Annotated in this window: 24 protein-coding genes, 2 pseudogenes and 1 riboswitch; of the genes and pseudogenes, 17 read left to right on the top strand and 9 right to left on the bottom strand. The window is 40.3% G+C overall.

What is annotated here, in order from left to right; genetic code table 11:
* Positions 1-9: 9 nt before the first annotated feature.
* Positions 10-330 (bottom strand): substrate-binding domain-containing protein, encoded by a 321-nt coding sequence (locus CBG10_RS10950; RefSeq protein ID WP_404899898.1) that lies wholly within the window; start codon positions 328-330, stop codon positions 10-12.
* Positions 331-337: 7 nt separating this feature from the next.
* Here CBG10_RS10950 and CBG10_RS10945 point away from each other — a divergent pair.
* Positions 338-1,000: pseudogene (locus CBG10_RS10945) on the top strand (bile acid:sodium symporter family protein); the annotation flags it as partial.
* A 156-nt stretch (positions 1,001-1,156) separates the two neighbouring features.
* Positions 1,157-1,993, top strand: coding sequence for an ISL3 family transposase (locus tag CBG10_RS10940; protein WP_225361759.1), 837 nt, complete (start codon positions 1,157-1,159; stop codon positions 1,991-1,993).
* A gap of 280 nt (positions 1,994-2,273) precedes the next feature.
* Here CBG10_RS10940 and CBG10_RS10935 read toward each other — a convergent pair whose 3' ends face one another.
* On the bottom strand, positions 2,274-2,618 hold the full coding sequence (locus tag CBG10_RS10935; protein WP_094512599.1) for a hypothetical protein: 345 nt from the start codon (positions 2,616-2,618) through the stop codon (positions 2,274-2,276).
* A gap of 167 nt (positions 2,619-2,785) precedes the next feature.
* Between CBG10_RS10935 and CBG10_RS10930 the strand changes: the two are divergent.
* The 11 genes and pseudogenes from CBG10_RS10930 to ribH form a co-directional block, all read left to right on the top strand.
* Positions 2,786-2,953 (top strand): annotated as a pseudogene (locus tag CBG10_RS10930) (alpha-amylase family glycosyl hydrolase); the annotation flags it as partial.
* Positions 2,954-3,053: 100 nt separating this feature from the next.
* Positions 3,054-3,476, top strand: a complete 423-nt coding sequence (locus CBG10_RS10925) for a restriction endonuclease (protein ID WP_094512597.1) — start codon at positions 3,054-3,056, stop codon at positions 3,474-3,476.
* A gap of 334 nt (positions 3,477-3,810) precedes the next feature.
* A complete protein-coding gene (locus CBG10_RS10920) occupies positions 3,811-4,095 on the top strand; it encodes a hypothetical protein (protein WP_094512595.1) in 285 nt (94 codons plus the stop codon).
* A gap of 107 nt (positions 4,096-4,202) precedes the next feature.
* On the top strand, positions 4,203-5,468 hold the full coding sequence (locus CBG10_RS10915; protein WP_094512594.1) for a hypothetical protein: 1,266 nt from the start codon (positions 4,203-4,205) through the stop codon (positions 5,466-5,468).
* Positions 5,469-5,517: 49 nt separating this feature from the next.
* Positions 5,518-7,785 (top strand): phospholipase D family protein, encoded by a 2,268-nt coding sequence (locus tag CBG10_RS10910; RefSeq protein ID WP_094512592.1) that lies wholly within the window; start codon positions 5,518-5,520, stop codon positions 7,783-7,785.
* Between the two features lie 169 nt (positions 7,786-7,954).
* Positions 7,955-8,080 carry a hypothetical protein gene (locus CBG10_RS11750; RefSeq protein WP_003666121.1) on the top strand — a complete coding sequence of 42 codons (126 nt, stop codon included), beginning with the start codon at positions 7,955-7,957 and terminating at the stop codon, positions 8,078-8,080.
* Positions 8,081-8,236: 156 nt separating this feature from the next.
* Positions 8,237-9,181 carry a pyrimidine-specific ribonucleoside hydrolase RihA gene (rihA, locus tag CBG10_RS10905; protein ID WP_094512591.1) on the top strand — a complete coding sequence of 315 codons (945 nt, stop codon included), beginning with the start codon at positions 8,237-8,239 and terminating at the stop codon, positions 9,179-9,181.
* Positions 9,182-9,238: 57 nt separating this feature from the next.
* A riboswitch (FMN riboswitch) is annotated at positions 9,239-9,379 on the top strand.
* A gap of 147 nt (positions 9,380-9,526) precedes the next feature.
* Positions 9,527-10,585 carry a bifunctional diaminohydroxyphosphoribosylaminopyrimidine deaminase/5-amino-6-(5-phosphoribosylamino)uracil reductase RibD gene (gene ribD / locus CBG10_RS10900; RefSeq protein WP_179225399.1) on the top strand — a complete coding sequence of 353 codons (1,059 nt, stop codon included), beginning with the start codon at positions 9,527-9,529 and terminating at the stop codon, positions 10,583-10,585.
* Entirely contained in the window at positions 10,578-11,180 is a 603-nt protein-coding gene (locus CBG10_RS10895) for a riboflavin synthase (RefSeq protein WP_094512589.1), read from the top strand. The genes ribD and CBG10_RS10895 overlap by 8 nt, the downstream gene beginning before the upstream one ends.
* Positions 11,180-12,361: a GTP cyclohydrolase II gene (gene ribA, locus CBG10_RS10890; RefSeq protein ID WP_094512588.1), complete on the top strand. Its 1,182-nt coding sequence runs from the start codon at positions 11,180-11,182 to the stop codon at positions 12,359-12,361. The genes CBG10_RS10895 and ribA overlap by 1 nt, the downstream gene beginning before the upstream one ends.
* Before the next feature lie 2 nt (positions 12,362-12,363).
* Complete coding sequence (gene ribH, locus CBG10_RS10885) at positions 12,364-12,822, top strand: 6,7-dimethyl-8-ribityllumazine synthase (RefSeq protein WP_016496878.1); 459 nt, start codon at positions 12,364-12,366, stop codon at positions 12,820-12,822.
* Between the two features lie 44 nt (positions 12,823-12,866).
* On the opposite strand, the gene CBG10_RS10880 is transcribed toward ribH, so the two are convergent.
* Together CBG10_RS10880 and CBG10_RS10875 are read right to left on the bottom strand one after the other, a co-directional pair.
* Entirely contained in the window at positions 12,867-13,592 is a 726-nt protein-coding gene (locus CBG10_RS10880) for a potassium channel family protein (protein ID WP_094512586.1), read from the bottom strand.
* A 72-nt stretch (positions 13,593-13,664) separates the two neighbouring features.
* Positions 13,665-16,553 (bottom strand): YfhO family protein, encoded by a 2,889-nt coding sequence (locus CBG10_RS10875; RefSeq protein WP_094512585.1) that lies wholly within the window; start codon positions 16,551-16,553, stop codon positions 13,665-13,667.
* Positions 16,554-16,721: 168 nt separating this feature from the next.
* Here CBG10_RS10875 and CBG10_RS10870 point away from each other — a divergent pair, with 168 nt between their 5' ends.
* Positions 16,722-17,906, top strand: coding sequence for an MFS transporter (locus CBG10_RS10870; RefSeq protein ID WP_094512583.1), 1,185 nt, complete (start codon positions 16,722-16,724; stop codon positions 17,904-17,906).
* Positions 17,907-17,971: 65 nt separating this feature from the next.
* Here CBG10_RS10870 and CBG10_RS10865 read toward each other — a convergent pair whose 3' ends face one another.
* Together CBG10_RS10865 and CBG10_RS10860 are read right to left on the bottom strand one after the other, a co-directional pair.
* The gene (locus tag CBG10_RS10865; protein WP_094512581.1) at positions 17,972-18,547 is read right to left on the bottom strand and encodes an RNA polymerase sigma factor; all 576 of its coding nucleotides are present in this window, start codon (positions 18,545-18,547) and stop codon (positions 17,972-17,974) included.
* Between the two features lie 347 nt (positions 18,548-18,894).
* On the bottom strand, positions 18,895-19,269 hold the full coding sequence (locus tag CBG10_RS10860) for a PaaI family thioesterase (RefSeq protein WP_003666133.1): 375 nt from the start codon (positions 19,267-19,269) through the stop codon (positions 18,895-18,897).
* A gap of 33 nt (positions 19,270-19,302) precedes the next feature.
* On the opposite strand from CBG10_RS10860, the gene menB reads away from it, so the two are divergent.
* Both menB and CBG10_RS10850 read left to right on the top strand, forming a co-directional pair.
* Positions 19,303-20,124, top strand: coding sequence for a 1,4-dihydroxy-2-naphthoyl-CoA synthase (gene menB, locus CBG10_RS10855; RefSeq protein ID WP_035152559.1), 822 nt, complete (start codon positions 19,303-19,305; stop codon positions 20,122-20,124).
* 15 nt (positions 20,125-20,139) lie between these two features.
* The gene (locus CBG10_RS10850; protein WP_094512580.1) at positions 20,140-21,561 is read left to right on the top strand and encodes an o-succinylbenzoate--CoA ligase; all 1,422 of its coding nucleotides are present in this window, start codon (positions 20,140-20,142) and stop codon (positions 21,559-21,561) included.
* A gap of 47 nt (positions 21,562-21,608) precedes the next feature.
* Here the strand turns inward: CBG10_RS10850 and CBG10_RS10845 are convergent, their stop codons facing one another.
* From CBG10_RS10845 to CBG10_RS10835, 3 genes are read right to left on the bottom strand one after another with little or no spacing between them, the layout of a single operon-like run.
* Positions 21,609-21,767: a FeoB-associated Cys-rich membrane protein gene (locus tag CBG10_RS10845; RefSeq protein WP_094512578.1), complete on the bottom strand. Its 159-nt coding sequence runs from the start codon at positions 21,765-21,767 to the stop codon at positions 21,609-21,611.
* Between the two features lie 6 nt (positions 21,768-21,773).
* Positions 21,774-23,765, bottom strand: a complete 1,992-nt coding sequence (gene feoB, locus CBG10_RS10840; RefSeq protein WP_094512577.1) for a ferrous iron transport protein B — start codon at positions 23,763-23,765, stop codon at positions 21,774-21,776.
* 1 nt (position 23,766) lies between these two features.
* Entirely contained in the window at positions 23,767-23,970 is a 204-nt protein-coding gene (locus CBG10_RS10835) for a FeoA family protein (RefSeq protein ID WP_003674151.1), read from the bottom strand.
* Between the two features lie 226 nt (positions 23,971-24,196).
* Here CBG10_RS10835 and sufC point away from each other — a divergent pair, with 226 nt between their 5' ends.
* Positions 24,197-24,994: a Fe-S cluster assembly ATPase SufC gene (sufC, locus tag CBG10_RS10830; protein ID WP_003666143.1), complete on the top strand. Its 798-nt coding sequence runs from the start codon at positions 24,197-24,199 to the stop codon at positions 24,992-24,994.
* Positions 24,995-25,004 lie beyond the last annotated feature (10 nt).

Below are 25,004 nucleotides of genomic sequence, written 5' to 3'. Positions count from 1 at the left end.
ATAGCGGCTCTAAAGTGACGATCGGTCGACAATTTCAACCGGCAGCAGGGTGGTCGATCCGGCCAGGTGGTGGTGCTCAATTTGCTGGAGCAGGCGCTGGGCCGCTAAGTTGCCCATCAACTCCATGTTCTGCTTGAGGAGGTAGATTCCCCGACCGACGAATTGCGACCATTCCCAGTCATCAAAGCTAACCAAGCCGAAGTCATCGGGGAAAGTTAGCTGGCGCTGCTGGAAAATGGTGAGGAGGTCAAAGAGCACCGGTCCCATTAACGAAATCACTGCCGTTTTGCCCGACCGCTGGACAAGTTCATGGCTAAAGCGGCCTGCCAGCCAGGGAAGCGGGACTTCTTCAAGTGTAATGGTCTACCTAGCTGGCGGGGACGTGGCCCTGGACTTTTCCATTGAGGCCCTCCCAACCCTGCTGGCACCGGTAATGCTGCCGACAATCCTGTACCTGTTTGCGGGACAGTACGTTGCGGTGCCGACCCAAAGCCTCTTTACAAGCACGCTTGAAATCGTTGTTTTGCCAATTCTTTTGGGGGTAGTGGTCCACACCTTCTTGGGTCATCGGCTGGCACCCGTCCTGGACTTCCTGCCGATTGTTTTGCAGCTGGCAATCCTGGCAATCATTGGGGCGGTTGTTTCGGCTAACCACGCCAACCTGTTTACGGCCGCAACCGCGGTGGTTATCCCCGTGGTAATGCTCCATAACCTGCTTGGCTATACGCTGGGCTACCTCATCTCTCGGCTCTTGCACCTGCATCAGCCACAGCAGAAGGCTCTGACCTTTGAGGTGGGGATGCAGGATTCGAGCTTAGGAGCAACGCTGGCGTTGACCTACTTCTCACCAACGGCGGCAATCGCCTCAACCCTCTTTAGCATCTGGCACAACATCTCCTGCTCAGTGCTGTCGTCCTGGTGGAAAAACCACACCAAGAAGAGCGTCGAAGAAATGGTTGCTAATACAAAGGTAGCTCGTTTAGAAGAGGCGGTTGACTAATCCGCATATATCAAAAAGAGACTGGGAATTAACTCAGTCTCTTTGCTATTTTAAAGGGCTCTACAATATCTGGTGTTGATATAGAAATATTACTTTCTATACCAATATCAGATTTTTATTTATTTAAAATAAAAAAGAGGCCCACCCTTTGATACAATGAAATCGCCAAATCTAAACTATCTACCAGAAACACTTTGTATTGATGAATTTAAGTCAATGCGAAGTGCTAAAGGGAAAATGAGCTTTATCGCGGTTGATGGTGATCGTAGCCGCCTATTCGAACTGCTTGAAGATCGCCGATTACGTAGTTTATTTAGTCATTATCAACAGTTCACTCAACATGCTCGACGCCGAGTAAAGTATCTAGTAATGGATATGAGCGCCGCTTATGACCAAATAGTCAAAACAGTCTTTCCTTGTGCTCAAATTATCTATGATCGTTTTCATATTGCCAAGCACCTTAATGACACAATGAACCATATTCGAATTCACGTCTTTAATCGTTTGCGAAAAGGGGATCCAGAAGCGCAAAAGCAAGCTCGACGCCTTAAACACTATTGGCGATTATTCCTTCAAGATTGTGAACGCTTAAGCACTAAGCAATATTATGAAGGTCGTTATTTTCATCAGGTCGTTAATTCGGGTACTATTTTAGATTTAATGTTAGCCTACAATCAAGAGTTGAGTGCTACTTATGATTTCATTCAATCCTTAAAGCAAGCTTATAATCAACGTGATTTTACAACTTTTTTCAAATTGCTTAAACTTCGCCCAGCCGATGTAAGTCATTATTCAATTCATCGTTACCGTGTTTTAACTCGTTATAAGGATGGGATTAAGCGTGGTTTTGAAACTAAATTTTCAAACGGTCGAACAGAAGGAATTAATAATCGAATTAAGACAATTAAACGTGTTGCCTGTGGCTATCGTTATTTTACAGCTTTTAAGGCCAGAGTTTATTTAATTGTTGGTCACCAAATTCAAAATAACTAAAAAGGACCGTCACGAATGGACGATTCTAACTAGACCAATTTAATTGGCGAAGATTCATATTTACGTATCAACACTACTTGACGTAGAGCCTTTTAAAGCTAGTAATGCAACAGCTCAGTAGCTGGCTGGCAGTTCAAATAGACTTGCTTTGCGGCGTAGCCATCTTTCCTACAGGCTAGCTGCGCGTCGACGGAGGTGAGATTACGAACTAGCCGAGCTAGTTCGTAGTCCCACTCTCTTTTTAGTTTGAATTGACATCCTAAAACATACGGCATCTGGACTAGAGGAGCAGGTTGAACAGCAGTACCAACAGTACGGTTAGTCCGCTCAGGGCAACGGCACCCCAATAATGGTGGCGATTATTCTGACATTCGATTGCACGATAGATAAAGTAAATCGCCAGGGCAATCGAAACCAGCAGCATGACGAGCATCAGCCAAAATGCCCAGTCGCGGGATAGGTTGTGGTAAAAATTGGCGTAGAAGATAATGGCCCCGACGTACATGACGAAGGAATAGGCAAAGTTGCCCCGCCGAAAGTTGACCACGAGGGCGTAGATGAAAACGCCCATTAAGAGAATGCTAACTAAATTAATCAACATATGATTGCCTTCTTTAAGCTTCATGGATTGCCTCTATTATAACCACATTTAGGCACCGTTGTCTTTACCATACCGAAATGTACTCGTATTCACATTATTATCGTGTAACCGCTTGTATAAATTACAAAACATGTTAAGATAATCAATGTAAGCGATTACATGAAAATCATAGGATTGAAAGGTGTTATTTCATGGAAAATAAACATTGGTGGAACAACTCGGTTGTTTATCAGATCTACCCGAAGAGTTTTCAATATAGCAACGGCGACGGGGTTGGCGACCTGTGCGGGATCATCAACCGGCTGGATTATTTACAGAAATTGGGCGTTGACGTTATTTGGCTCAACCCGATTTGGCAGATTGCAAGAAAATAAAGATTTAGCTGAAAGTTAAATTAAGGAATGGTTTAATCAGCAAAACGAAAAAACGCAGGATGAATTATTAAGTCACTTGGTAAAGATGAATCCATATAAATTTGAGAACTTAATGGTTCAGTTGTTATCTGTAATGGGCTATAAAGGTGATGAAGGGCAAGCCTTAGTAACACAGAAATCAAATGATCATGGAATTGATGGAATTATTAATCAAGACCCACTAGGTTTGCAAAAAGTTTATCTTCAAGTAAAAAGATATGCGCCAGATAATTCAGTTCAAATGCCAGAAATTACAGCATTTAGTGGTTCAATTAAGCTCAAGCATGCAGATAGAGGTGTATTTATTACAACTTCTATATTTACTCAAGGTGCAATCAGTGCAGCAAAGGACTTAAATATTACATTGGTTAATGGCGAGATGTTAACTAATTTAATGATTCAGTATCAGGTCGGAGTAGAAGTAAAAGAACATTACATGACATATGAAATTGATGGTAATATGTTTTAAGATACTAAATCTTCCTTAAACCTGAAATCGTTTCCTTACATTATCCCCCAAATGCGTTATAATTAACTTAACTGATCAACAAAGGGGCGATTAGATATGAAGTGTCCATGTCATAACTTGTCAAAGAACCAAAAGATTGTTTTATTAACACTTGTCGCAGGAGCTTTAATTTGGCCAATGTACTTGCTATATAAGCTGGCAAAGAAGAACTAATTTCTATCCGAAGAATCACTTACGGGTGGTTCTTTTATTTTGTACTTCTTTATCGAACGTTTGTTTGATATAATGAAATTGGTACCAAATATGCGCAGAAATAATCAATGGGAGGCATGGAATGTCACGGGAAATTCGGATGAATGTTTTCATGAATAAAGCGATGATTAACCAAGCAAAGAAGCAATCGATGGAACATTCAAAAAATAATAAGACACGAAAGCAGGAATTAATTAAAAAGTATGAAAAGCGACAAAGGACAGCTACATCTCCGAATAAAGCTATCAAATCAAACTATCCTAATAAAGAAATTCAAAAGTTACGCCAGCAAATCAATAAACTTGAGCAAGAACGCCAGCGCCTAATTGCCAAAATAAACAAGCAGAGCAGCAAAATAAACAGCTGATACGACAATTAAAAAATGACAATCGAATTCTTCGTCAACAGTTACGAGACCAGGAAAAATCAATTAAGGATAGTCAACTTTATAACGATCAAACAGCTGCTAAATTAATGGTTGAGTATTCTGAAATTTTAAGTTGGCTAAAAACATTTGATTTACTGGAAATAGATCCTTTTGCTGGCAGATCAGCGCGGATCCAATTGCAAAGTGAATACCAGGAGATGATTAGCTTCCAAATTTTGCTCCTTCAAGTTCTAAATATTGTCGAAAGAAAGACAGCCTCGTTTAAATCAAAGGCTCAGCACTATGATAAGGTAAAACATCAATGCAACCAGTTAGCGAGCCAACTAAAAAAGTTGCAAAAAAGCTACCAAGAACAATTTGAAGCTTCAAGAAGAGATAAACGAGAATTTTGCCAAAAATTGCGGAACTTTGAGTTGGAAAACGAACGAATGCGTAATCGGTATGTAAATGGTGATCGGCTCAGCAATGCTTTTCATATTATGTTTGACCAGTTGAATGAAAAAACAGTTCAGCAGTATGCTCAGCTGGCACCACTTCTTGAACGTGTGATTATGACGTTTAAGGAGGCAACCGTAAAACATGATTCACCGTTTATGTATGGTTACTATTATGAGAAGGATGGTCAGGCTTATATTGGGGATCAGGATGGGCAGGGACTCAAACTACTTCAAGATAATTCAATTACTAAACGAATGGCAGAAGATTTACAAGATGGGGTTGCAATTAAAGCGCAACGAGTAGGCGGAACACACTATCATTTGGTAAATACGTTACCCTGGGTAAATAAACTATTTCGTTATTTAAGCGACTATGGTTCATTTCAACCTAACCGCCTTATAGCAACCAAGGGAACGATAAAATTAAGCAAATTATTAAGTGAGCGACCTAAAGAATCGAAAAAGTCGGCGCATCCAGTTCCGAAGGTTATTATGGGTAAAGTCATTGGAAACACTGCTAGATCTCCCCAAGTAGTCACCTGTAAAACGACCAATTCAGAAAGGAAACCAGTTAAAGAAAAGGTTACAATTATTAACTCCGATAAAATTGCATGGCTTTATTCCAAGAATTTATTGTTAATCGGCAACAAGAAAATTGACTTTATGGTTACACAATTACGTAAGTATGTTAACTTATCAGTAATGGATGCATATGAAGAGTCTCTCCCATTAATTTATAAGAAGATTCAGGCGGCAGACTATGTTTTTGTTCTGCTAGGATCGGTTCCTCATTCACTGACTAATTATTTAAAGCAACATCCAGAATTTGATAATAAAGTCGAGTACTTTTATCGTGCTGATGCAAATGAAGGTGTACGACGATTAAACTATTTGTATATGAATTCTGAAAAATAAAATTCTTATGATATATTGAGTATACTAAGCAAAAAAGGAGGCGAGTCACATGTTAGATATCCTAGATTACACTAAACAAGAATTGATTTCTGATGCCGATTTTTGGCAATTTGCGGGTGAACATCTTGAAAAACCGACTGAATTTAGGGGCGTTTCATTTGTTTCTTCAATTAAGTTTATTGAGGAGCAACTATTACCGCGCTATGATAAGGTCACTTTGATCCTCGGCTTAAGCGACAATGGGAAAGAATCAATTGGCAAACGGATGAGGCAGTTAAATGACCGGACTGAATTTGTCAATTATGGTTATGAACACCCTGATAGTGAATTTACAAAGCGAATTTTAGACGGTAGCTTGCAACTTTTATTCACTAAGCAAGAATTAATTCATACCAAAATGTACTTAATGACAAGTGACGACCGGTATCTTTCATTTGCCGGTTCGATGAATTTAACCGAAGCAGCAATTCATCATAATTTAGAACAACTCGACAGTGACTATGGAATGCAGACGGATCCGCTTTATCAATGCCATGTCCAGATGTTCAACGATAACTTTCGCCATGCGACTACCTATCTGGACGCAAAGAAAATGGCCGGGTTCATTAAGGCGAAAAATAAAGAGCAACTTCAGATTAATGTCTATACCGATACGGTGAATATGGTGAAAAACAAGGATACCGGTGATCAGGATGCGGTGATTATCCCGGCAGAAGAAGTAAAAGAATATAAGGATCAGTATAGTTCTGACGAGGAATTAAAGAAACTATCAGCTCCAGAAAAATTGAGTGTCGCCCAAACTGTCAAGCTCTTTGGTAATGCTGGCTATAAGAAACGCAACCTCGAAAATATCGGGAAAGAACTCTACAGCCTTACTCAAGTAGTTAAACATGTGTCTCGAAACGATGATAACTCAGGAAAGATTACCCGTGAAGAAGATCTCTATCCTAAGCCCGTCTTGTTTTATAACAATGGTCAATTATTTGAAGCGCCCCGTGTTGGCGATAATGTAAAGTCGGAATTAATAACATCGAATTTAACGGGTGACCGTCTCCGTGAACAGCTGCAACTATTTAGTGATATTGCCCATGAGTACGATAATTACAAAGAAGTCGGCGAGGGATGGCAGGCATGTGATTTCATGTGTTTCCTATTTGAAGCGCCCTGGCTATGGAAAATCCGTAATATGTATGAATTATCGCCAAGTAGTAAATCGCGCGAAGACGTTCCCCTCGGAGTAGCCTTGATTGGTCAAGGACGAACAGGAAAGTCGACGTTGGGAAAGCGGCTAGCAGCCAAGCTAACGGGGAGTGGCAATTTCCTTGATGGTGGTGCTTTTGATGCTAAAAATTATGCATTAGGAAAGTCCAATATCAATATGACTATTACAACGGTTTTAAGCGATTATATGTATAGTGCTGGGCCCGTTAATCCGATGATGATTGATGATATTAGTCCTGACTTAACAACACGGCCATATTTTGATCGCTTCATTAAAGAGATTACTAATAATCGTAGTTTAACTCAGCCACTCCCATCATTTATTTTTACGATGAATCGTCGTGAGGGTGATAGTAAATCGCAATTTTCCCTTAAACCTGAAATTATGCGTCGTTTATGGTACCTTAGTTTTGAATCAACTTTTGCCGGGGATGAAGATGAACGAGAAGCTAAATTAAATGACTTGCTTGAGCGCGCTAACGATCAACTTTATCGTTATTGCCAAGTTGAACTTGCGAAATTTTTCAATGATGTGTCACCAGAGACAGAACAAAAGATTGAAAGGGATTACCTTTATCCAATCAAATATGTCTTGAAACAAGCGATGGACCAATTTGGGATGTTTGAGCTTGTTAAAGATTACTTTGACGATAATTATGATTACTCACTTTTTGTCGGGCGAAATGATTGGACAATGCTGATTAACCAGGCGGAAGTCGGTGCTGATCTAACGTTTATTCAGCAGGATGGTCAGTTAAAAGCGCAAATTAATAAGCAGCTTTTTAATAAGGTTTCAGATAGTACGGCGCGAAATAATGGTTCAATGATGATGGAACGGTACTTCCAATACTTGCCGCGAAAGTATCGAATTAGTTATCAATATACTAGTACTGGTTTTATTGTCGATGTTGCTAATTTTGATCGGTGGCTTAACAGTGATACCCTTCAGCAAAAGTATAATAGCAGCGCGGTAGCTCGTGACGCTCAAAAAGTAAATACTGATGCAAAAATGACTGAATTGCTTACCCGGTTAACAGAGGCACAAGAAAAGCAAGCGCATCGCCATGGGATATTTAGCTGGCTCAAAAAGAAATAAGGTGAACTTATGAAACATATTTGGAAACTTAACCTATTTCAAAAGATAATTGTTTGGTTATTTATAATTGCTTTAATTACCTGGCCCATATATTTTTACGTAAAGGCAAAATGGGGCTAAAATAAGAGTGTAGGTAGTGATAGGTTTTTGAACAAAGGAGTAGATTCTTATGAAGAAAAATAAAACTGAAAACAAAACTACACAACCTAAGAAGCATTCAAAGAAGAAGTTTACTATTTTAGCCCTTTTAGCTGGCGCTATTGCTTTACCAATTTATTTGGTAAAGAAAGCGTAAAATTATAACTTATATTGAAAAGGATCACGATTAGGTGGTCCTTTTATTATGTCTTTTTAAATTTTATTGATCGACATTAAACTGAATAATGTTCATTTGCTATAATTAATGTAACCGCTATAATAACGATTCACAAAGAAAGGATGCCGATAACAAATGACCAAAAAGATAATTCTTGATTGCGATCCTGGACATGATGATGCATTGGCGTTAACGATGGCCGTTGCTTCACCGAAGATTGATGTCCTTGCTGTAACAACTTCTGCTGGTAATCAAACACCAGACAAAACCTTAAATAATGCGATGCGGATGTTAACCTTACTCCATCGAGAAGATATTCCAGTTGCTCAGGGAAATCAAACTCCGCTGGTTGAGCCGCTTGAGACTGCACCGGAAGTTCATGGGGAGACGGGTTTAGATGGTGCGGACCTTCCTGATCCCGATTTCAAAGTTCAACCAATTCCTGCTATTGAGTTGATTGCTAAAACTCTTCGTAAAAGTGATGAAAAGGTTACATTAGTAGTTACTGGTCCAATGACAAATGCGGCCTTATTCTTGCGTGTTTATCCCGATTTGGCAAAAGAAAAGATTGATCAGATTGTCTTCATGGGTGGGGCAATGGGACTTGGTAACTGGCGACCATCAGTCGAATTTAATATTTTTGTTGATCCGGAAGCAGCTAAAATTGTAATGAACTTTGGCCTGCCACTGGTAATGGCACCGTTGAACGTGACTCATAAAGCTCAGATTATGAAAGATGAGATTGAACAAATTGGGCAAATCGACAATCCAGTTGCCCAAGCTTTCTCTGGTCTCCTAAACTTCTTTGAACAGTACCATGAAAATCCAAAATGGGGTTTTAAAGGTGCGCCACTCCACGATCCATGTACGATTGCTTGGTTGATTGATCCCACCATGTTCGGTACTGATAAAATGAATGTAGATGTTGAAACTCAGGGCGATCTTACACGGGGAGAGACGGTTTGTGACTACTATCAATTAACTAGCAAGCCCCAAAATACTGAAGTCCTCCTTGATATTGACCGTGAGAAATTCATCCAATTGATCATGGATACCCTGCAAAGTTTCTCACAGAAATAAATTTGCTGTTTACAAAAAGAAAGTGAAGAGTTACACTATATGTAAATTTAACAATCTAATTTTCTTCGGGGCAGGGTGAAATTCCCAACCGACGGTAACAAGTACGCTTGGAGTCCGTGACCCGTTAGCATTTATGTTAACGGTTGAACCAGTGAAAATCTGGTACCGACAGTATAGTCTGGATGGGAGAAGAAAACTAAAAATGACACAATCAGTTTAAACGTAAAGCCCCGGATAGCAGTGATGTTATCCGATTTTATTTTTGCCGAGCTGTTTTTTTAAGTTAACTATTTAACGTCCCGAGAGAAATCTTAGGGCGTTTTTATTTTGGAAAGGATGGTTAGAGTGGAAGATGCTTATTTCATGCAAATGGCAATCGCTGAAGCAGCAAAGGCTGGCAATGAAACCTGGAAAAATCCTCGCGTTGGGGCAGTTGTTGTGAAAAATGGTCAAGTTTTAGCGCGAGGTCATACTCACGAATACGGTGGAATTCACGCTGAACGGGATGCAATAGGTAAACTTACGCCGAAACAGTTACAGGGAGCAACTCTTTATGTCACGTTGGAACCCTGCAATCACTATGGGAAACAACCACCATGTAGTCAGGCGATTATTGACGCGGGCATCAGAAGGGTTGTGATTGCGGAAACAGACCCGCACCAGCTTGTTACCGGGAAAGGAATTGCTACGCTTCAACAGCAAAATATTATTATCAAAACGGGCATCCTTAAAGAAGCAGCACAGGCCTTAAATCCGCATTACGATTTCTTCTATCGGCACCAACGACCTTGGGTAACTTTAAAACAAGCAGTGAGTCTTGACTATCGCGTGGCCGCAGAAAAAGGTCAACGAACGACGATTACTAATTCTGCTGTGGCAAAAATGGTTCATACCGAGCGTGGCAATTTTCAAGGAATCTTGATTGGAAGCCAAACCGCAATTATCGATAATCCAACTTTATTAACGACTAGTCCGACAAAGTTTCCGCCAGTAAGGATTGTTCTTGACCGCCGGGGACGCTTAAAAGATAGTCTGACCTTACACTTGTTGACTGATGGGGGAGCACCTACTTGGATTTTTACGGAAAATGGCACTATGCAATGCCAGCTTGCTAAAGATGTGCGGGTATTTTACCGACAAACGTGGTCAATTACTGATATTTTACATGAACTTGGTCGACAAGAAATTCAATCTGTTTATGTAGAAGGTGGCCCTACAATTCATCAAGCATTTTTACAGGAAGGCTTATTTGAAGAGCTTATTACATACGTAGCTCCCCACATGCTTGGCAAAAAAGGTGTTAGCGGCATGGAACTAGCTTACCCAATGAATTTTACCCATCAGGAAATTAAAATCTTAGAAAATAATATTAGGGTTGCGGAAAGGAAGATGGAATATGTTTAGTGGTTTAGTAGCAGGAGTTGGTCGGATAATAAAAATCAACCTGCAAGGAGAAACAATTGAACTAGTGGTTACTCCGCGAATTGATGACTTTTTAACTACGGTCCAACTGGGAGATTCAATCGCGGTAAATGGCACTTGTTTAACGGTAGTAGGTATTAAAAATAATCAATTTACGACAACCTTAATGCCGCAAACGTTTGAAAAAACAACATTCAAGAATTTGAAAGAAGGCGCTGATGTTAACTTGGAACGCTCATTACAAATTGGTGAACGGCTAGAGGGCCATATTGTAACCGGTCATGTTGATGAAGTTTCACGAGTTTTAGATCAAACTATCAATGAAAATGCTATTGAAGTGCAATTTAGTCTTCCACAACGCCTGCATGGTCAAGTGGTAGCGCAAGGAAGTGTCGCAATTAATGGCGTAAGTTTAACAGTGATGGAAACTGGTAATGGCTGGTTTACGGTTGGGCTGATTCCGCACACTCAACTCGTGACTAACTTAGATACGCTTAAAGTAGGGGATGAAGTTAATCTAGAAACCGATATTTTAGATAAATATGTAGTTGCAAATTTACTAGGAGGCCGAAAATAATGGATGTAAAGAAAATTCAAGCAACGATTAAGCATCTGCAAGAAGGTGGTTTAGCAATTGTCATGGATGATGCAGACCGCGAAGCAGAAGGCGATTTGGTGGGGCTTGCTAGTGAAGCTACTCCCGAAAAGGTTAATTTCATGACTAAGTATGCCCGTGGATTGATGTGTGTTCCCATGGCACCGGAAGTAGCTGAACGATTGAAATTACCTCAGATGACTGCTGATAATTCAGATCCTTTTGGTACGGCTTTTACGATCAGCGTTGACCATCATTCGACAACAACGGGAATTTCAGCCTTTGATCGTTGGCGTACTATTACTCATCTTGCCGCACCGACTGCTAAAAACGAAGACTTCTACAAGCCAGGTCATATCTTTCCTTTAGTTGCAAAGAAAAATGGGGTATTAGAACGAAATGGACATACTGAAGCTGCGGTTGACCTTGCGCGCTTAGCTGGAGTGGAACCAGTTGCTTATATCTGTGAGATTTTAAAAGACAATGGTGAAATGGCGCGATCAGTGGAACTTCATGAGAAAGCAGCCGAATTTGGCTTACCCATCATTACGATCAAAGAACTTCAGGAATACCGGCAAAGTTTAGCGAGCAAACCAGTAGAAGAGGTGCATCTCCCGTCTCAGTATGGTGACTTTCGCTTACGATGGTTTGATGACAATAATCTAGCGCTGATAAAAGGAGATATTGATCCAACTACTCCTGTAATGGTTCGCTTGCATTCAGAATGCTTTACTGGCGATGTTCTTGGTTCCCTTCGCTGTGATTGTGGTCCTCAACTTCATGAAGCAATGCGCCGAATTGAGAAAAACGGCAGCGGGATTATTATTTATTTGCGTCAAGAAGGACGAGGAATTGGTTTAGCAAACAAGTTGCGAGCCTATCATTTGCAAGAACACGGCTATGATACTGTCGAGGCCAATGAAAAATTAGGTTTTGCGCCTGATGAACGGCAGTATGACCAAGCAATTGCGATTTTACACCAATTAGGGATAACCAAGATTAACTTACTTACTAATAATCCCGATAAAATTGCGCAATTACAACTTGGCGATATTGAAATCAATGAACGGATACCATTAGAAATCGCACCTAATAACTATGACGAGAATTATTTAATCACAAAGAAAAATAAATTTCATCACTTACTGAATCTGGAGGCTTAATCATGAAAGAATTTACTGGGAAATTTAATGTTCAAAGTGCAGAAATCGGGATTGTTGTTGCTGATTTTAACGAAACTGTCACTAAACAATTAGTGCAGGGAGCTACCGAAATGTTAGCTAAGTTTGACCTTGAAAACGTTGATGTATACCATGTGCCGGGAGCATTTGAAATTCCGTTTATGACGAAACAATTATTGGCAAAAAAGGAATATGACGGCATTTTGACGTTAGGCGCTGTTATCAAAGGTGAAACAGATCACTACGATTTAATTTGTCAAAATGTTGCTAGCGGCGTAATGAATCTTAACTTAACGAGCAATATTCCAATTACATTTGGCATCCTTACTACCGATAACATTGAACAAGCAATGCAACGAGCGGGACTCAAAGCGGGTAATGAAGGAGCGATCACTGCACAAAGCTTACTAGAGATGATCTCGTTAAATCGACAAATAAATTAAAAATAGCCTCCATTCTTGGGAAATCCTTGAATAGAGGCTATTTGCTAACGGTTATTTTTCTGAATCAAACGTTTAATTTCATCTAACTCAGCCTTTAGTTGGCGATTTTCATGTTGTATTTTGACTAACTGGGCAGAAATCTTCCGTTCGTCTTTTTTGGCAAAGAACTCAGTAATTGTACTGGTAAGCATCCCAATAAAACCAATTCCTAAGAGCATCAGGACAATCGCGGCTGCCCGGCCAATTCCGGTCTTAGGAATCACATCCCCGTAACCAATCGTAGTAGCAGTTGTAATTGCCCACCACAGGGCTGTTTCGTAAGAGACTTTCTCCGAGATACAAAACATCGCAGCGGCTACCATTATGACGGCAATCGTAATGTATAAGTAGTAGAGCAACTCATTTCGTTCAAAGAAGACACCCAGCCGACCGGTAAAACCGACCAAACGCATAATGCGCATGAGTTTAAGCAACTGAAATGTTCTGCCAATTTGACCAATTCGAAAGAGAAAGAAGAGGCTACTGGCAGGAATGATTGAGAGAAGGTCAAAGATGTTATCTTTAACAAATTCGCGTTTATCTGGTGAAATAATCAGGCGGATAACGTAATCAGTAAAGAAGACCAACCAAATCCCATTGTCAATCATATTGTAAGGGTAGGTATCAATATTGATTCGCTTGGCGTAATATGCGATCAGCATCCCAATCGAGATAACGGCTAAGATAGCCATAATAATTTGGTAGACAATGTAGATAAACTTCTTATGCACGATTTTTCTCCTGCCCATAGATTTAATTTTATCTTAAGCGTCTCTTGAAAGGGATGCAAGAATTATTCTACTTTATCTTTGCTTCCGTTCCCATCCGATCGTAATGATTCCGGCAAAAATGGTCCAGCCTAGGCCAATCAAACTAAGTAATGCGCCTAATTTGATTCCCGGCAACTCGTAGCTAAAGGTAACATGGTGAGTTCCAGCAGGTAAGTATACTCCTAAGAAAGCCTGGTTTGTTCGTAAGGTAGTTGCCTTTTTACCATTAACTTTCACTGACCAACCAGTAGAATAAGGAATCGAAGAGGTGAGGACGCCAGGACGAGTCGTTTTAATCGTTCCTTGAACTTGGTTACGTTTGAATTTAACGTCCTCTAGACGATGGCGCTGCAATGTTTTAACTTCACGATAATAATTATTATCTATTTTTTCTGCTACTACCCGGTATTTGAGCTTATAAGTTCCGAGTTTTGAGGGCTGGAAGGTGAGTGAAGTTGGAAGCTTGCCATCATAATAACCAATATTAAGCGTCGAATTAGTAACATGCTTGAACAAGGAAAGGGTACTTTGCCGCGCCTGCTCAATCGTAGCGATTCCAAACTTACTGCCGATATTAAGCTTAAAGCTAATATCAGGTGAACCATTTAAAACGTGGTAACGCCAATAGCGATAGTGGGTATAGCGCTGATTAATAACATTTCCGGGATTAAGGACGGTTTCCTTGAGATGTGCTTGTTCGTAGGCAATCTGTTCTTTCATGGAGAAAGGAGTGTACTTAATCTTGGAAAATTCAATATGCAACTCACTACCCTTTAATTTTTGCTGCATTTTTTTACTTTGCAATTCTGGTAATTGCAATTGATAAGTTTCTTCACTATCGGTATAGGTCAAATTAGCCGGGTTAACCTTATTCAAGCGGTTGGAAACTAACTCGCTTTTAAGGGGATAGACATGCGTCTTGAGTTTAGCGGCTTTCATTCCTCGGAGCTTTGCTTGCTTATCAACCAGAACACCGGTAGCTAAAACGCGTTCTTTTTCAGTTGGTGAGAGTGATTGATAATCTTTTTTACTAATATAGTTATCTTGCCAGTAAAGTAATGGGAAGGCATAGTTTGTTTTATACCGCATCGTTTGCGTGGGCACAAACTCATCCTTGCTTTGTGGATTGCTTGGTTGCCCCTCATCATAATTGATGACTGGATCCGTTGCTTTATCTAAAAAGTAACCAGCGGGAATCTTTGTCGCGTTATCACCATTACTTTGAACAAAGAGATATTTGACGCCAAAGAAATTATTCATAATTGTCCGATCATCAGCTTGCCGAATGGGGATGTTAGCCTGGTATTGGTTATTTTGCAGACTTGTATTAAATTGTCCCAAATATTTATTTTGCAGTGAATAGTAAGAATCAATGTTATGCAATCCAGAAGTAAGGTCATTATCAAGGTTAGGGCCGTCAATAATCTTATTTTGGCTAATTGTTGAAACGCGGTAAAAAGAATTGTTCTTCAAATCCTGATCAAGGTTACCGTAACGGTTGCTGGTAATTGCTTGATACTCTCCCCGGCTCAACATACTACTAGAGAAATCACCATTATAAGGGAAAGCCGCGTAAATTGCGTTTACCCCGGCGTTAAGCATTGTAATCGCTAGTAACCACCGGTAAGGATGAGCCAGTTTGTTTAAGTGGATCAACCAGATGGCCATTAGGGAGCCGATTAAGAAAATAACCGGCATAAAAATATCATTTTCATTGTCAAAGAAGAAGGTTGCGATCAAGACAATGAGGTAAATCCCTGTTGCCCAGCTTAGAACCGCCATTGTCTTTTGATCAAGCGTCGGAATATTCTCTGCTAGAATACAGACGGCCATTGCTAATGGAAGGTAAATCAAGAGCGTCCAACGGTTAGAAGCTGACATCATTCCGTTGAAGAAAGCACCGACTGCTGGAATTAGCAGCATGATGAGCGCTAGACCAAGACTAATCGTTAGCAGGGGGTACTTTCGGGGGCGAGAATAAATGTAAACAAGGGCGATAAAACCAATTGAAACGATCCCTAGCGCAGACCAGAACATGAAATACCATTGACCACCGTTAATCAGTGACTTAGGCAAAAAGAGGTAGTAGTAAAGAGGATAGGTTTTTAAACCATTAGCAAATAATGATCCAGTCCGGGTTGAATTTGTGACCGCGATACTTTCGGGGACGAGCAAGACCGCTGATAAGAGGACACTAGTAATTGTCGCAAAGGCAAGTTTAAGCAAGACTTTCCCATAATTAAGCGTGCGACGATAATGTGTTCCTACGCGAAGAACAAGATAGAGAAATGAACCAATTCCTAAAACATAAGCAAGGTAATAGTTGCTTACTAGCATCCATGTAAAGGCACCAGCAAGCGGCCAGGGTGATCCTTCTTGTACTATCCGTTCAATCTGAACCACAATTAACGGAAAGATAATAAATGGAGTGGTAAAGAAGGGCTGGGCGATACAGGCATAGAGTAAAAACGAATTGACCAGGTAGGTTGTTGCCCCCATCAAAATGACGCTATTGCGAAACTTAAAGTGTTGCGCGAAATAGACGAAAGCGAGGCCAACACAATACATCCGGATAATATTAATTACCTGGTAGGCGAGGGTAATCTTTGCCGCGGGAAAAAGCAATGCAAGGTAAGAGAAAATATCTCCAATTGTATAGTAAGAATATACTTGAAAGGTATCACTGCCTAGCCCCATTTGCCATGACCAGAAGTTTAGGCGAGGATGGTGGAAGAAGCTAATCAGTGCTTCTCGATACTTTGCTAGTAAAGGTAAATGCTGGTTCAGAGCATCTTTACTGAGAATAAAAGTATGACCAGTAACTAAATATGTCCCGAAAATACATAAGGCTAAAAAGATGAATAAAATCGTATATTCACCGTATAGTCTTTTTACCGGTCGTTTTTTAAATGAGAAATCCATAATTCCTCCTTGGATTAACAATCATTTTTTAGGATATCTCTAATATTTTAACAAAAAAATATTAAGAGTGACGTTCTTAATTTTAGCGGACATTCTTAGAATTTTGGTGGTAAGTTCTAAAATGGTCAATTACAATAAAAAAGACCTTTATATTAAAGGAGTAGTTTTATGGAAAATATAGGTAACTTTACAGTAGCAAAACGATGGGGATCTTTTCTGCTACTATATTTAGGATATATGATTCTATTTGCTGACCGAACAGTGATGAATATTTCCCTTGCTTACATCGGTAAAGACTTTCATGTGGGGGCAGCAGCATTAGGAGCAACCGCCAGTGCGTTTTTCTTAGGGTATACTTTAATGCAGATACCTGGGGGATACTTAACTGATAAGTTTGGCAGTAAACTGATGGTGATTATTTCCCTGTTTATCTGGTCGTTGATGACGATGGTGACTGGCTGGGCGTGGTCCCTTGCTGCCTTGATTGCGATTCGGTTTCTATTTGGGATTGCAGAAGGGCCATATCCAGCAGCGGCTTTAAAACGAATTTCTGAAAATTATGATAAGAGTGAGAAATCACAGGCAACTTCTGCCTTAATTTCATCGAATTATGCCGGGGCAGCAGTAGCACCACTAATTATTGTGCCAATTATTGCTAGCAATGGTTGGCGAAATGCCTTTGTTTGGCTTGGGGTTGGCGGGTTTATTATTTTGCTTGCCTATTACCTGGTAGAACGGCCGATTAATAGCAGCCAAGAAAATGGGCAGGCTCGTCCCAAGATTGAATGGAAAAAGATTGACCACCGTGTCTGGGCTTTTGTAGTAATTGGACTTGCCCTGAATATCATTACTAAAGGGCTTGAAACCTGGATGCCAGTTTATTTCTTGCAAGAACAAGGAATTAACTTGAAGAACTTGGCCTGGTTAGTACCATTACCAGTTATTTCTGGAGGTATTGCAGCATTTATTTCTGGCTTTGTGATGGTGCATTTGTTTAAGAAGCATGAACGGTGGATGATTAGTATTGCTTCATTCCTGACATTGGTTTTCATGTTTGGTCTCTTTAAGTCAACTTCATTAGTAGGCGTTGTGATCTTTGATGTCTTGATTTATTTCGTTAAATCATTGGCATTTACCGGTATCTTTAGTTTCATTGCACAGATTTTATCGGAGAAAACTTATGGATCATCAATTGGGATTGTTAACTTTGGTGGGCAACTCGGTGGTTTTGTTGGTCCGCTCTTAATTGGATGGATTGTCCAAGCTGCCGGCTCATATTCAGCCGCTTTCTTCGGTCTTGTTATTAGTGCATTAGTTGCAGTGATTGCATGTTTGTTTATTAGGAAAGCATAAAAAATAAGGTGTTGGGAGAAAATAAAAAGCTTTCTCTCAGCACCTTATTTTTGCTTTATAAGTCCTTACTTCATTAATACTTTTAATAGCTTGTCGTGGCAACGATGCAAGGCACTTTGGACGCTCCGTTTAGAGCAATCAAGGGTACCAGCAATCTCAGCTATCGAATAACCAGTATGGAGATAAACTAGTACTTCTCGTTCAAATTTAGAACAGTGGCAAAGTAAACGGTCAAGACTCTGCCGGCAATAAATAATGTCATCAGGGGAATGATGTGAAAAGTCAGTAAGTGTTTCAGCAAAATCATCGCTTAATGCGTAAAGACAGCCCGCTGGAATCCGTTTATGGGCCTGAGTTTGTCGTTGAATATCACGAATCCGGTTGGTTAAGCATTCCTTAAAAAAGCAGCTAAACATGCGGGGACCTTGATTATTGTATAAACGAATAACTTCTAGCATCACAACACGGGCTTCCTGTTCCCAATCTGCCAATTCAAGGCCGCTAATATTATATCGTTGCCACAGTCGGCGAACGAGCGGCCAATAACGGCGAAATAACTCTTCGAAGTCTTTGTTGCTTCCGCGACGGGTATTGTTAATCAACTTAAGGTACTTTTCTTCATCTTCTTCATTGAAGCGCATATCAAAAATGCTCTCCTTTAAAACTATAATTTACGCGACATGCTTCCCATCATAGTGTTTGTCCTATTTATTTTTCTTCTCCCCAAATAGGTAAACTGACGACCTAAAAGAAGGGATTCATTCCTTAATTCAGGCAAGATAAAACGGTTTAATTTTATCACGCAGTTCGCCTCGCGTTGATATTAATTTATCAAATGTCTCATTTTAGAACAATAACGAGATTTGTATAATTAGAACGATTAATCGAACGTTAAGGCGAGAAAGGGTAGTAATAAAGGTGCATAACCATTTTTTATAGTTCCGAATAATTTTATTTTCAAATACTAATTAAAGAAATGATCAGAAAATTAAGGGTGGGGCTGATTAATTAAGGTAACTATACTAGTACTAGTACATTGATCATTACAATGGATATCGACTCGCCAGGTTTGGATTCGTCGACCACATTTAATCGGCGTTGCAATCGCCTTTAATTCACCATTCGATACCGCAATGAGGTGCTCTGTGGTAATATTAACTCCGAGAGCTATTTGATCTTGTTGACGATCAGCTAACCATTGATTGGCACCTAAGGAAGCTGCGGTTTCAGCGAGGACCGCATTTATTCCGCCATGAACGATTCCATAAGGTTGCTTGAGTTTATCACTTACTTTAACAGTGATAACGCACTTGTTGGCTGTGACTGATTGAGTTTGAATATCTAAATTTTCTAATAGGTTCATTATTATTGACCTCACAAAAGGAGTAGAGTAGTTATGACAACAGTTGATTGGCAATCGGTTAAAAATTATTCTGAAATTATTTTTGAACGAGCAGGAAAGATTGCAAAAATTACAATGAATCGTCCAGAAAAGATGAACGCCTTTACCCCCGTTACAATTCAAGAAATGATCGACGCGTTTACCATCTGTCGTGATGATAGCACAATTGGGGTGATTATCCTAACCGGTGCCGGTGATAAGGCTTTCTCATCTGGTGGTGACCAAGGAGTTCGAGGTAACGGCGGATATGTCGGTCCCGATAAGATTGCCCGTCTCAATGTCCTTGACTTGCAGCATTTAATCCGGATTATCCCTAAACCAGTCATTGCAATGGTAAAAGGCTGGTCAGTTGGTGGCGGAAACATCTTGCAACTTGTCTGTGACTTAACAATTGCTGCTGACAATGCTAAATTTGGGCAAACTGGTCCCAAGGTCGGCAGTTTTGATGCTGGCTATGGATCTGGTTACCTTGCCCGCGTGATCGGTCACAAACGGGCAAAGGAAGTCTGGTTCTTAAACCACTTCTACAGTGCCGAAGAAGCCTACCAGATGAACTGGATTAACAAAGTTGTGCCATTAGACCAAGTTGAATCGGTTACCTTGGACTGGTGTAACGAAATCTTGAAGAAGTCACCAACGGCATTACGGTTTATTAAGGCTGCCATGAATGCTGATACTGATGGACTAGCTGGCCTCCAACAACTCGGTGGTGATGCGACGATGCTCTTCTACACCACTGATGAAGGTAAAGAAGGGCGCGATGCCTTTAACGAAAAACGGGACCCTGATTTTGACCAGTTCCCTAAATTCCCATAAAAAGAGGCAATTTAAATGGAAACACAAAACTGGCTATTAAAGCAAGCGGCAACTCAGCCAAACCAGATTGCAATTGATGACGGTAATGAGCGCCTATCATTTGCTGAATTAAAAAAACAAGTAGAGGTACTTGTGGGAAAAATTGACCACTTTAATCCTGGTTCGCGGGTAGGACTCCTAGCTACTAATACTCTGATGAGCTATAAATTAGCATTAGCAGTCATGTGTAGTGGCCGCACGATTGTCTGGTTGAACTGGCGGCTTGCTGGTGAAGAGCTTGAACGACAAATTAAAGATAGTGGCCTTCAATTGTGCTTGGTTGAAAATTCTCTCTGGCAATCAGGAATGACGAATCCTTTTAAGTCTTACAGTGCATTCTTGATAACAAATGCCGATCCAGGAGAGTTGATTCCGGTATTTAAATCAGACTGGGCAGCCAGCATCATGTATACTTCTGGGACGACCGGTAAGCCGAAAGGAGTTTTGCAAACTTTCGGCAACCATTTTTATTCAGCAGTCTCTTCTGCATTGAATTTGGGCTTGTCGTCCGCAGATAAGTGGTTATGTGTAGCACCGATCTTCCATATTAGTGGCTTTTCGATTATTATGCGGGGATTAATTTACGGGATGACTGTTCGCTTGGTTGAGAAGTTCGGTGCTGAAGAAATTGAACGGATTTTAGCAAATGAAACGGTCACCATTATGTCGGTTGTGCCTTTTATGCTGAAAAAGCTCATTCAGCAGCAAAATAAGACTAATACGCACTATAATTCAGCATTTCGTTGTATGTTACTTGGGGGCGGAACGATTGATCGAGAAACGCTTAAAACGTGTTTGCAACGGTCAATTCCTGTTGTTCAATGTTATGGGATGACGGAAACATGTTCCCAAATTATTGCATTACGGTCGGCCGATGCACTCCTAAAATTAGGATCAGTTGGACAACCTCTATTCTCAACCCAACTAAAACTTAGTAAAGATGGTGAAATTCTGCTGAAAACACCGGCTCTAACTCCTGGCTATCTTAACCTGCCTGATAAATTACCTTCTAAGATGATTGACGGTTGGTACCGGACGGGAGATATTGGTCATCTGGACAAAGAAGGGTACCTCTATATCGATGGTCGTGCAGATGAAATGTTGATTTCGGGTGGCGAAAATATTTTTCCCCAAGAAGTTGAGCAGGTCTACCAACGTTACCCACAAATTAATGAAGTGGCAGTCGTTGGCCAAACTGATCCTGTCTGGGGACAAGTACCAGTTGCCTTTGTTGTCAGTGATCGTCGTCTTTCTACAACCAAGCTAATGAATTATGGTTATGAACATCTGGCGCGCTATAAGGTTCCTCAACACTATATTTTCGTTTCGGAATTGCCGAAAAACGCGAGTGGCAAGATTCGCCGGTTTATGTTACGAGAAAAATTGAATAATCAATAAAAAATCTGGAGACATGGAATGAACAAATTCCACACGTCTCCAGATTTTTATAATTGCTTTTTATTCTTTGCCAGCTTTTTGATTTCACAATCGTAGTCACAAGCTGCACATCTACCCTGCTTGCCTCGTTGAAAAGTCTTAACAAGGAGGTAAAAGGCTAACGCAATAATTGCAGCAATAATAATAACGTTAATAATTAATCTCATTTTAAATCACCCAATAAACAATCGACCAACCTGAAAGATAATAAATGCAAGCCCATATGCAACGACTAAACTGGATGCAACAGAATAAAGCATCCACTTAGTCGAACCAGTTTCTTGTTTAATAGTTGCTAACGTTGCGAAACATGGTGCATATAAGAGAATAAAGACTAGTAACGTGTAAGCCGAAAGCGGAGTCATAAACTGACCAAGTGAAGCGATGAGGAATGCTTTACTGCTTGTATGGAACATTACCATCATACTAGAAGTAATAACCTCTTTGGCAAGGATCCCTGTAAACAAAGCACTAATTGGCTGCCACTGGTCAATACCAATTGGCTTAAAGATCGGAACAAGGATGTGTCCAAGGTCGGCGGCAAAACTATTAGCCGAATTAGTAACAAAACCACTAGTACCAAAACTTGATAAGATCCAGATTAAAACAGTTCCGGCAAAAATAATTGTTCCAGCTTTTTTAATAAATCCCTTACCTTTATCCCATGTGCCATGCCAAATTATATCAAGGCGGGGAAGATGGTAGTGCGGAAGTTCAACTACAAAAACTGAGCTTTCTTTTACCTTAAAGATTACTTGATAGAATTTTGCCATTGCTAAAGCCACGACAATCCCTAAGAAGTAGACTGATAAAACAATCAGTGCTTGGTGACGGGGAAAGAAGGCAGCAACGAATAAGCTATAAATCGGCAGGCGGGCGGAACAGCTCATAAACGGCATGATTAAGGTAGTAATCAGTCGTTCTTTAGGCTGCTCAATTGTTCGCGCGGCCATGATTCCCGTAACGTTACAACCAAAACCGATAATTAATGGAATAAAGGATTTACCGTTTAAACCAATCATCTGCATAACCCGGTCTGTTACTAAGGCTGCCCGCGCCATGTAACCAGAGTCCTCAAGCAGGGAAATACAGGCAAAGAGCATGAAGATTTGCGGAATAAAGGCTAAAACTCCTCCAACTCCGGCAATAATACCGTTAACGACTAGCGACCGTAATGCGGGAATTGCCCCTAGACTAGCTAGGGTTTGGTCGGCAGTAGTTGAAACCGGGCCTGAGATAAATTGATCAAGCATATCTGAAAGGGGCGTGCCAACCCAATCAAAGGACAGTTTAAACATTACAAAGAAAATTAAGACGAAAATTGGTAAGCCGAGAACCGGGTTAGTAACGATCTTGTCGATTCGACTTGTTATCTCAACTTGGCCACCGTTGTTAAGGGGTTGACCAGCCTGGTCGAGCGTATCCTCAATAAACTGTAATCGGACTTCAAAAATCTGGTCAGCAAACTTTTGCGCATCATAATATTTTTGTTGCGAAAGCAGGGGAGTTAGCTCTTTTTCCTGGGCAAATTTGCGGATTACTTTATTCTTACTTATGAATTGAATCGCTAACCAACGCGCAACTTGGGGTGCAAAAGAATAATCGCTTTCCAGCGCTGTACTTGCCTGCCTGATTGCCTGTTTGATCATCGGGGGATAATCTAAATCTAGTTGGGTAGGATAGAGCGAATTACAATTGATAGTTTCTTTTCGTAATTGATCAATTCCTTGGTGTCCGCGCGCATTTGTTGTCATTACTTTACAACTCAGCCTTTTTTCAAGCAGGTCAAGGTCGTAGTCGTACCCTGATCGACGGAGGTCATCAATCATGTTAAGAACCAATACAACAGGATAGCCGAGTTCCAATACCTCGATTGTTAACAAAAGGTTTCGTTTTAACTGACTAGCATTTGTAATATTTAAGACCATATTAGGTTGATTATGCATTAAGTAGTTAGTTACCACTGCTTCATCTTTTGTCAAAGGATCGAGTGAATATACACCAGGTAAATCGATGATAACAATATCTGTTCCCTTAAGCGTCCCTTGTTTCTTTTCAACTGTGACTCCTGTCCAATTACCGACATAGGCGTATTTATCAGTGAGCGAGTTAAACAGGGTCGTTTTGCCAGTATTAGGGTTTCCAATCAGCGCAACTGTTGTCATCTCACTTTGCCTCCGTAAGCAATGCGAAAACGGTGTACCGCAAACCGATTCGTTGGTGGTCATTTTCGATTATCACTGGGCCATGAAAGGGGTATTTTTGAACTACTTTAATCGGACACCCTTCACACAAGCCCATATCATGTAACCGGGCGGCAGTGGCTGTATTTAAACAGTCAAATGAGTGAAGAATATAATTTTGTTGCATTATTATTGCCACCTGCCTCGCTGAATATTCCTAAATTATATAAACACTATATTATATCTTCATTATACACTCAAAATATTTTTTGAGGAAGCGCTTAAAATAAATTGAGATGAATAGTTTTATTTTTTTATTATTCGGATATAATAAGAATGTAAAGAATTTATTGATATTTATGGAATATTTACCGAGAATATTTTGGAATATTTCGGTCAGGAGGATGAATTTTATGGCAACACTAGAAATAAAGGATCTTCACGTTTCAGTTAAAGATGAAGAAAGCAAAGAAGAAAAGGAGATCCTTAAAGGGGTTAACCTCAAGATGAAGACTGGAGAAATTCATGCGATTATGGGACCAAATGGAACTGGTAAATCTACTCTTTCTCAAACCATCATGGGTCATCCTAATTATCATGTTACGCAAGGAGATATTCTTCTTGACGGGGAGAGTATTGTTGATATGCCGGTTGATGAACGGGCACGAAAAGGCCTCTTTCTTGCAATGCAATATCCAGCTGAAATTCAAGGGGTTACTAATGCTGAATTCCTTCGTGCTGCGATCAATGCTCGTCGTCCTGAAGATGATCAGATTTCAGTTATGGACTTTATTAAGAAACTCGATAAGAACTTGGAATTACTTGATATGAGTCAATCAATGACTGAACGTTATCTTAATGAGGGATTCTCGGGTGGTGAAAAGAAGCGGAATGAAATTTTGCAGCTTTTAATGATTGAACCCAGTTTTGCGATTCTTGATGAGATTGACTCTGGACTTGATATTGATGCCCTTAAGGTGGTTTCAAAGGGCGTTAACTCAATGCGCGGCGACAATTTTGGTTCATTGATTATTACTCACTATCAACGCCTCTTGAACTACATCGTTCCTGATACAGTTCACGTAATGATGGGTGGTCGAATTGTTAAAACTGGCGGTCCTGACCTCGCGAAGAAACTTGAAGATGAGGGGTACGCTGGTTTACGTGATGAATTAGGTCTTGATATCAAACTTGTAGATGATGAAGACTAGGAGGCAGTTT

It is taken from the genome of Limosilactobacillus reuteri (genome assembly GCF_002254085.1).
GTDB lineage: Bacteria > Bacillota > Bacilli > Lactobacillales > Lactobacillaceae > Limosilactobacillus > Limosilactobacillus reuteri_K.
This window is presented reverse-complemented; position numbering and strand designations above follow the sequence as displayed.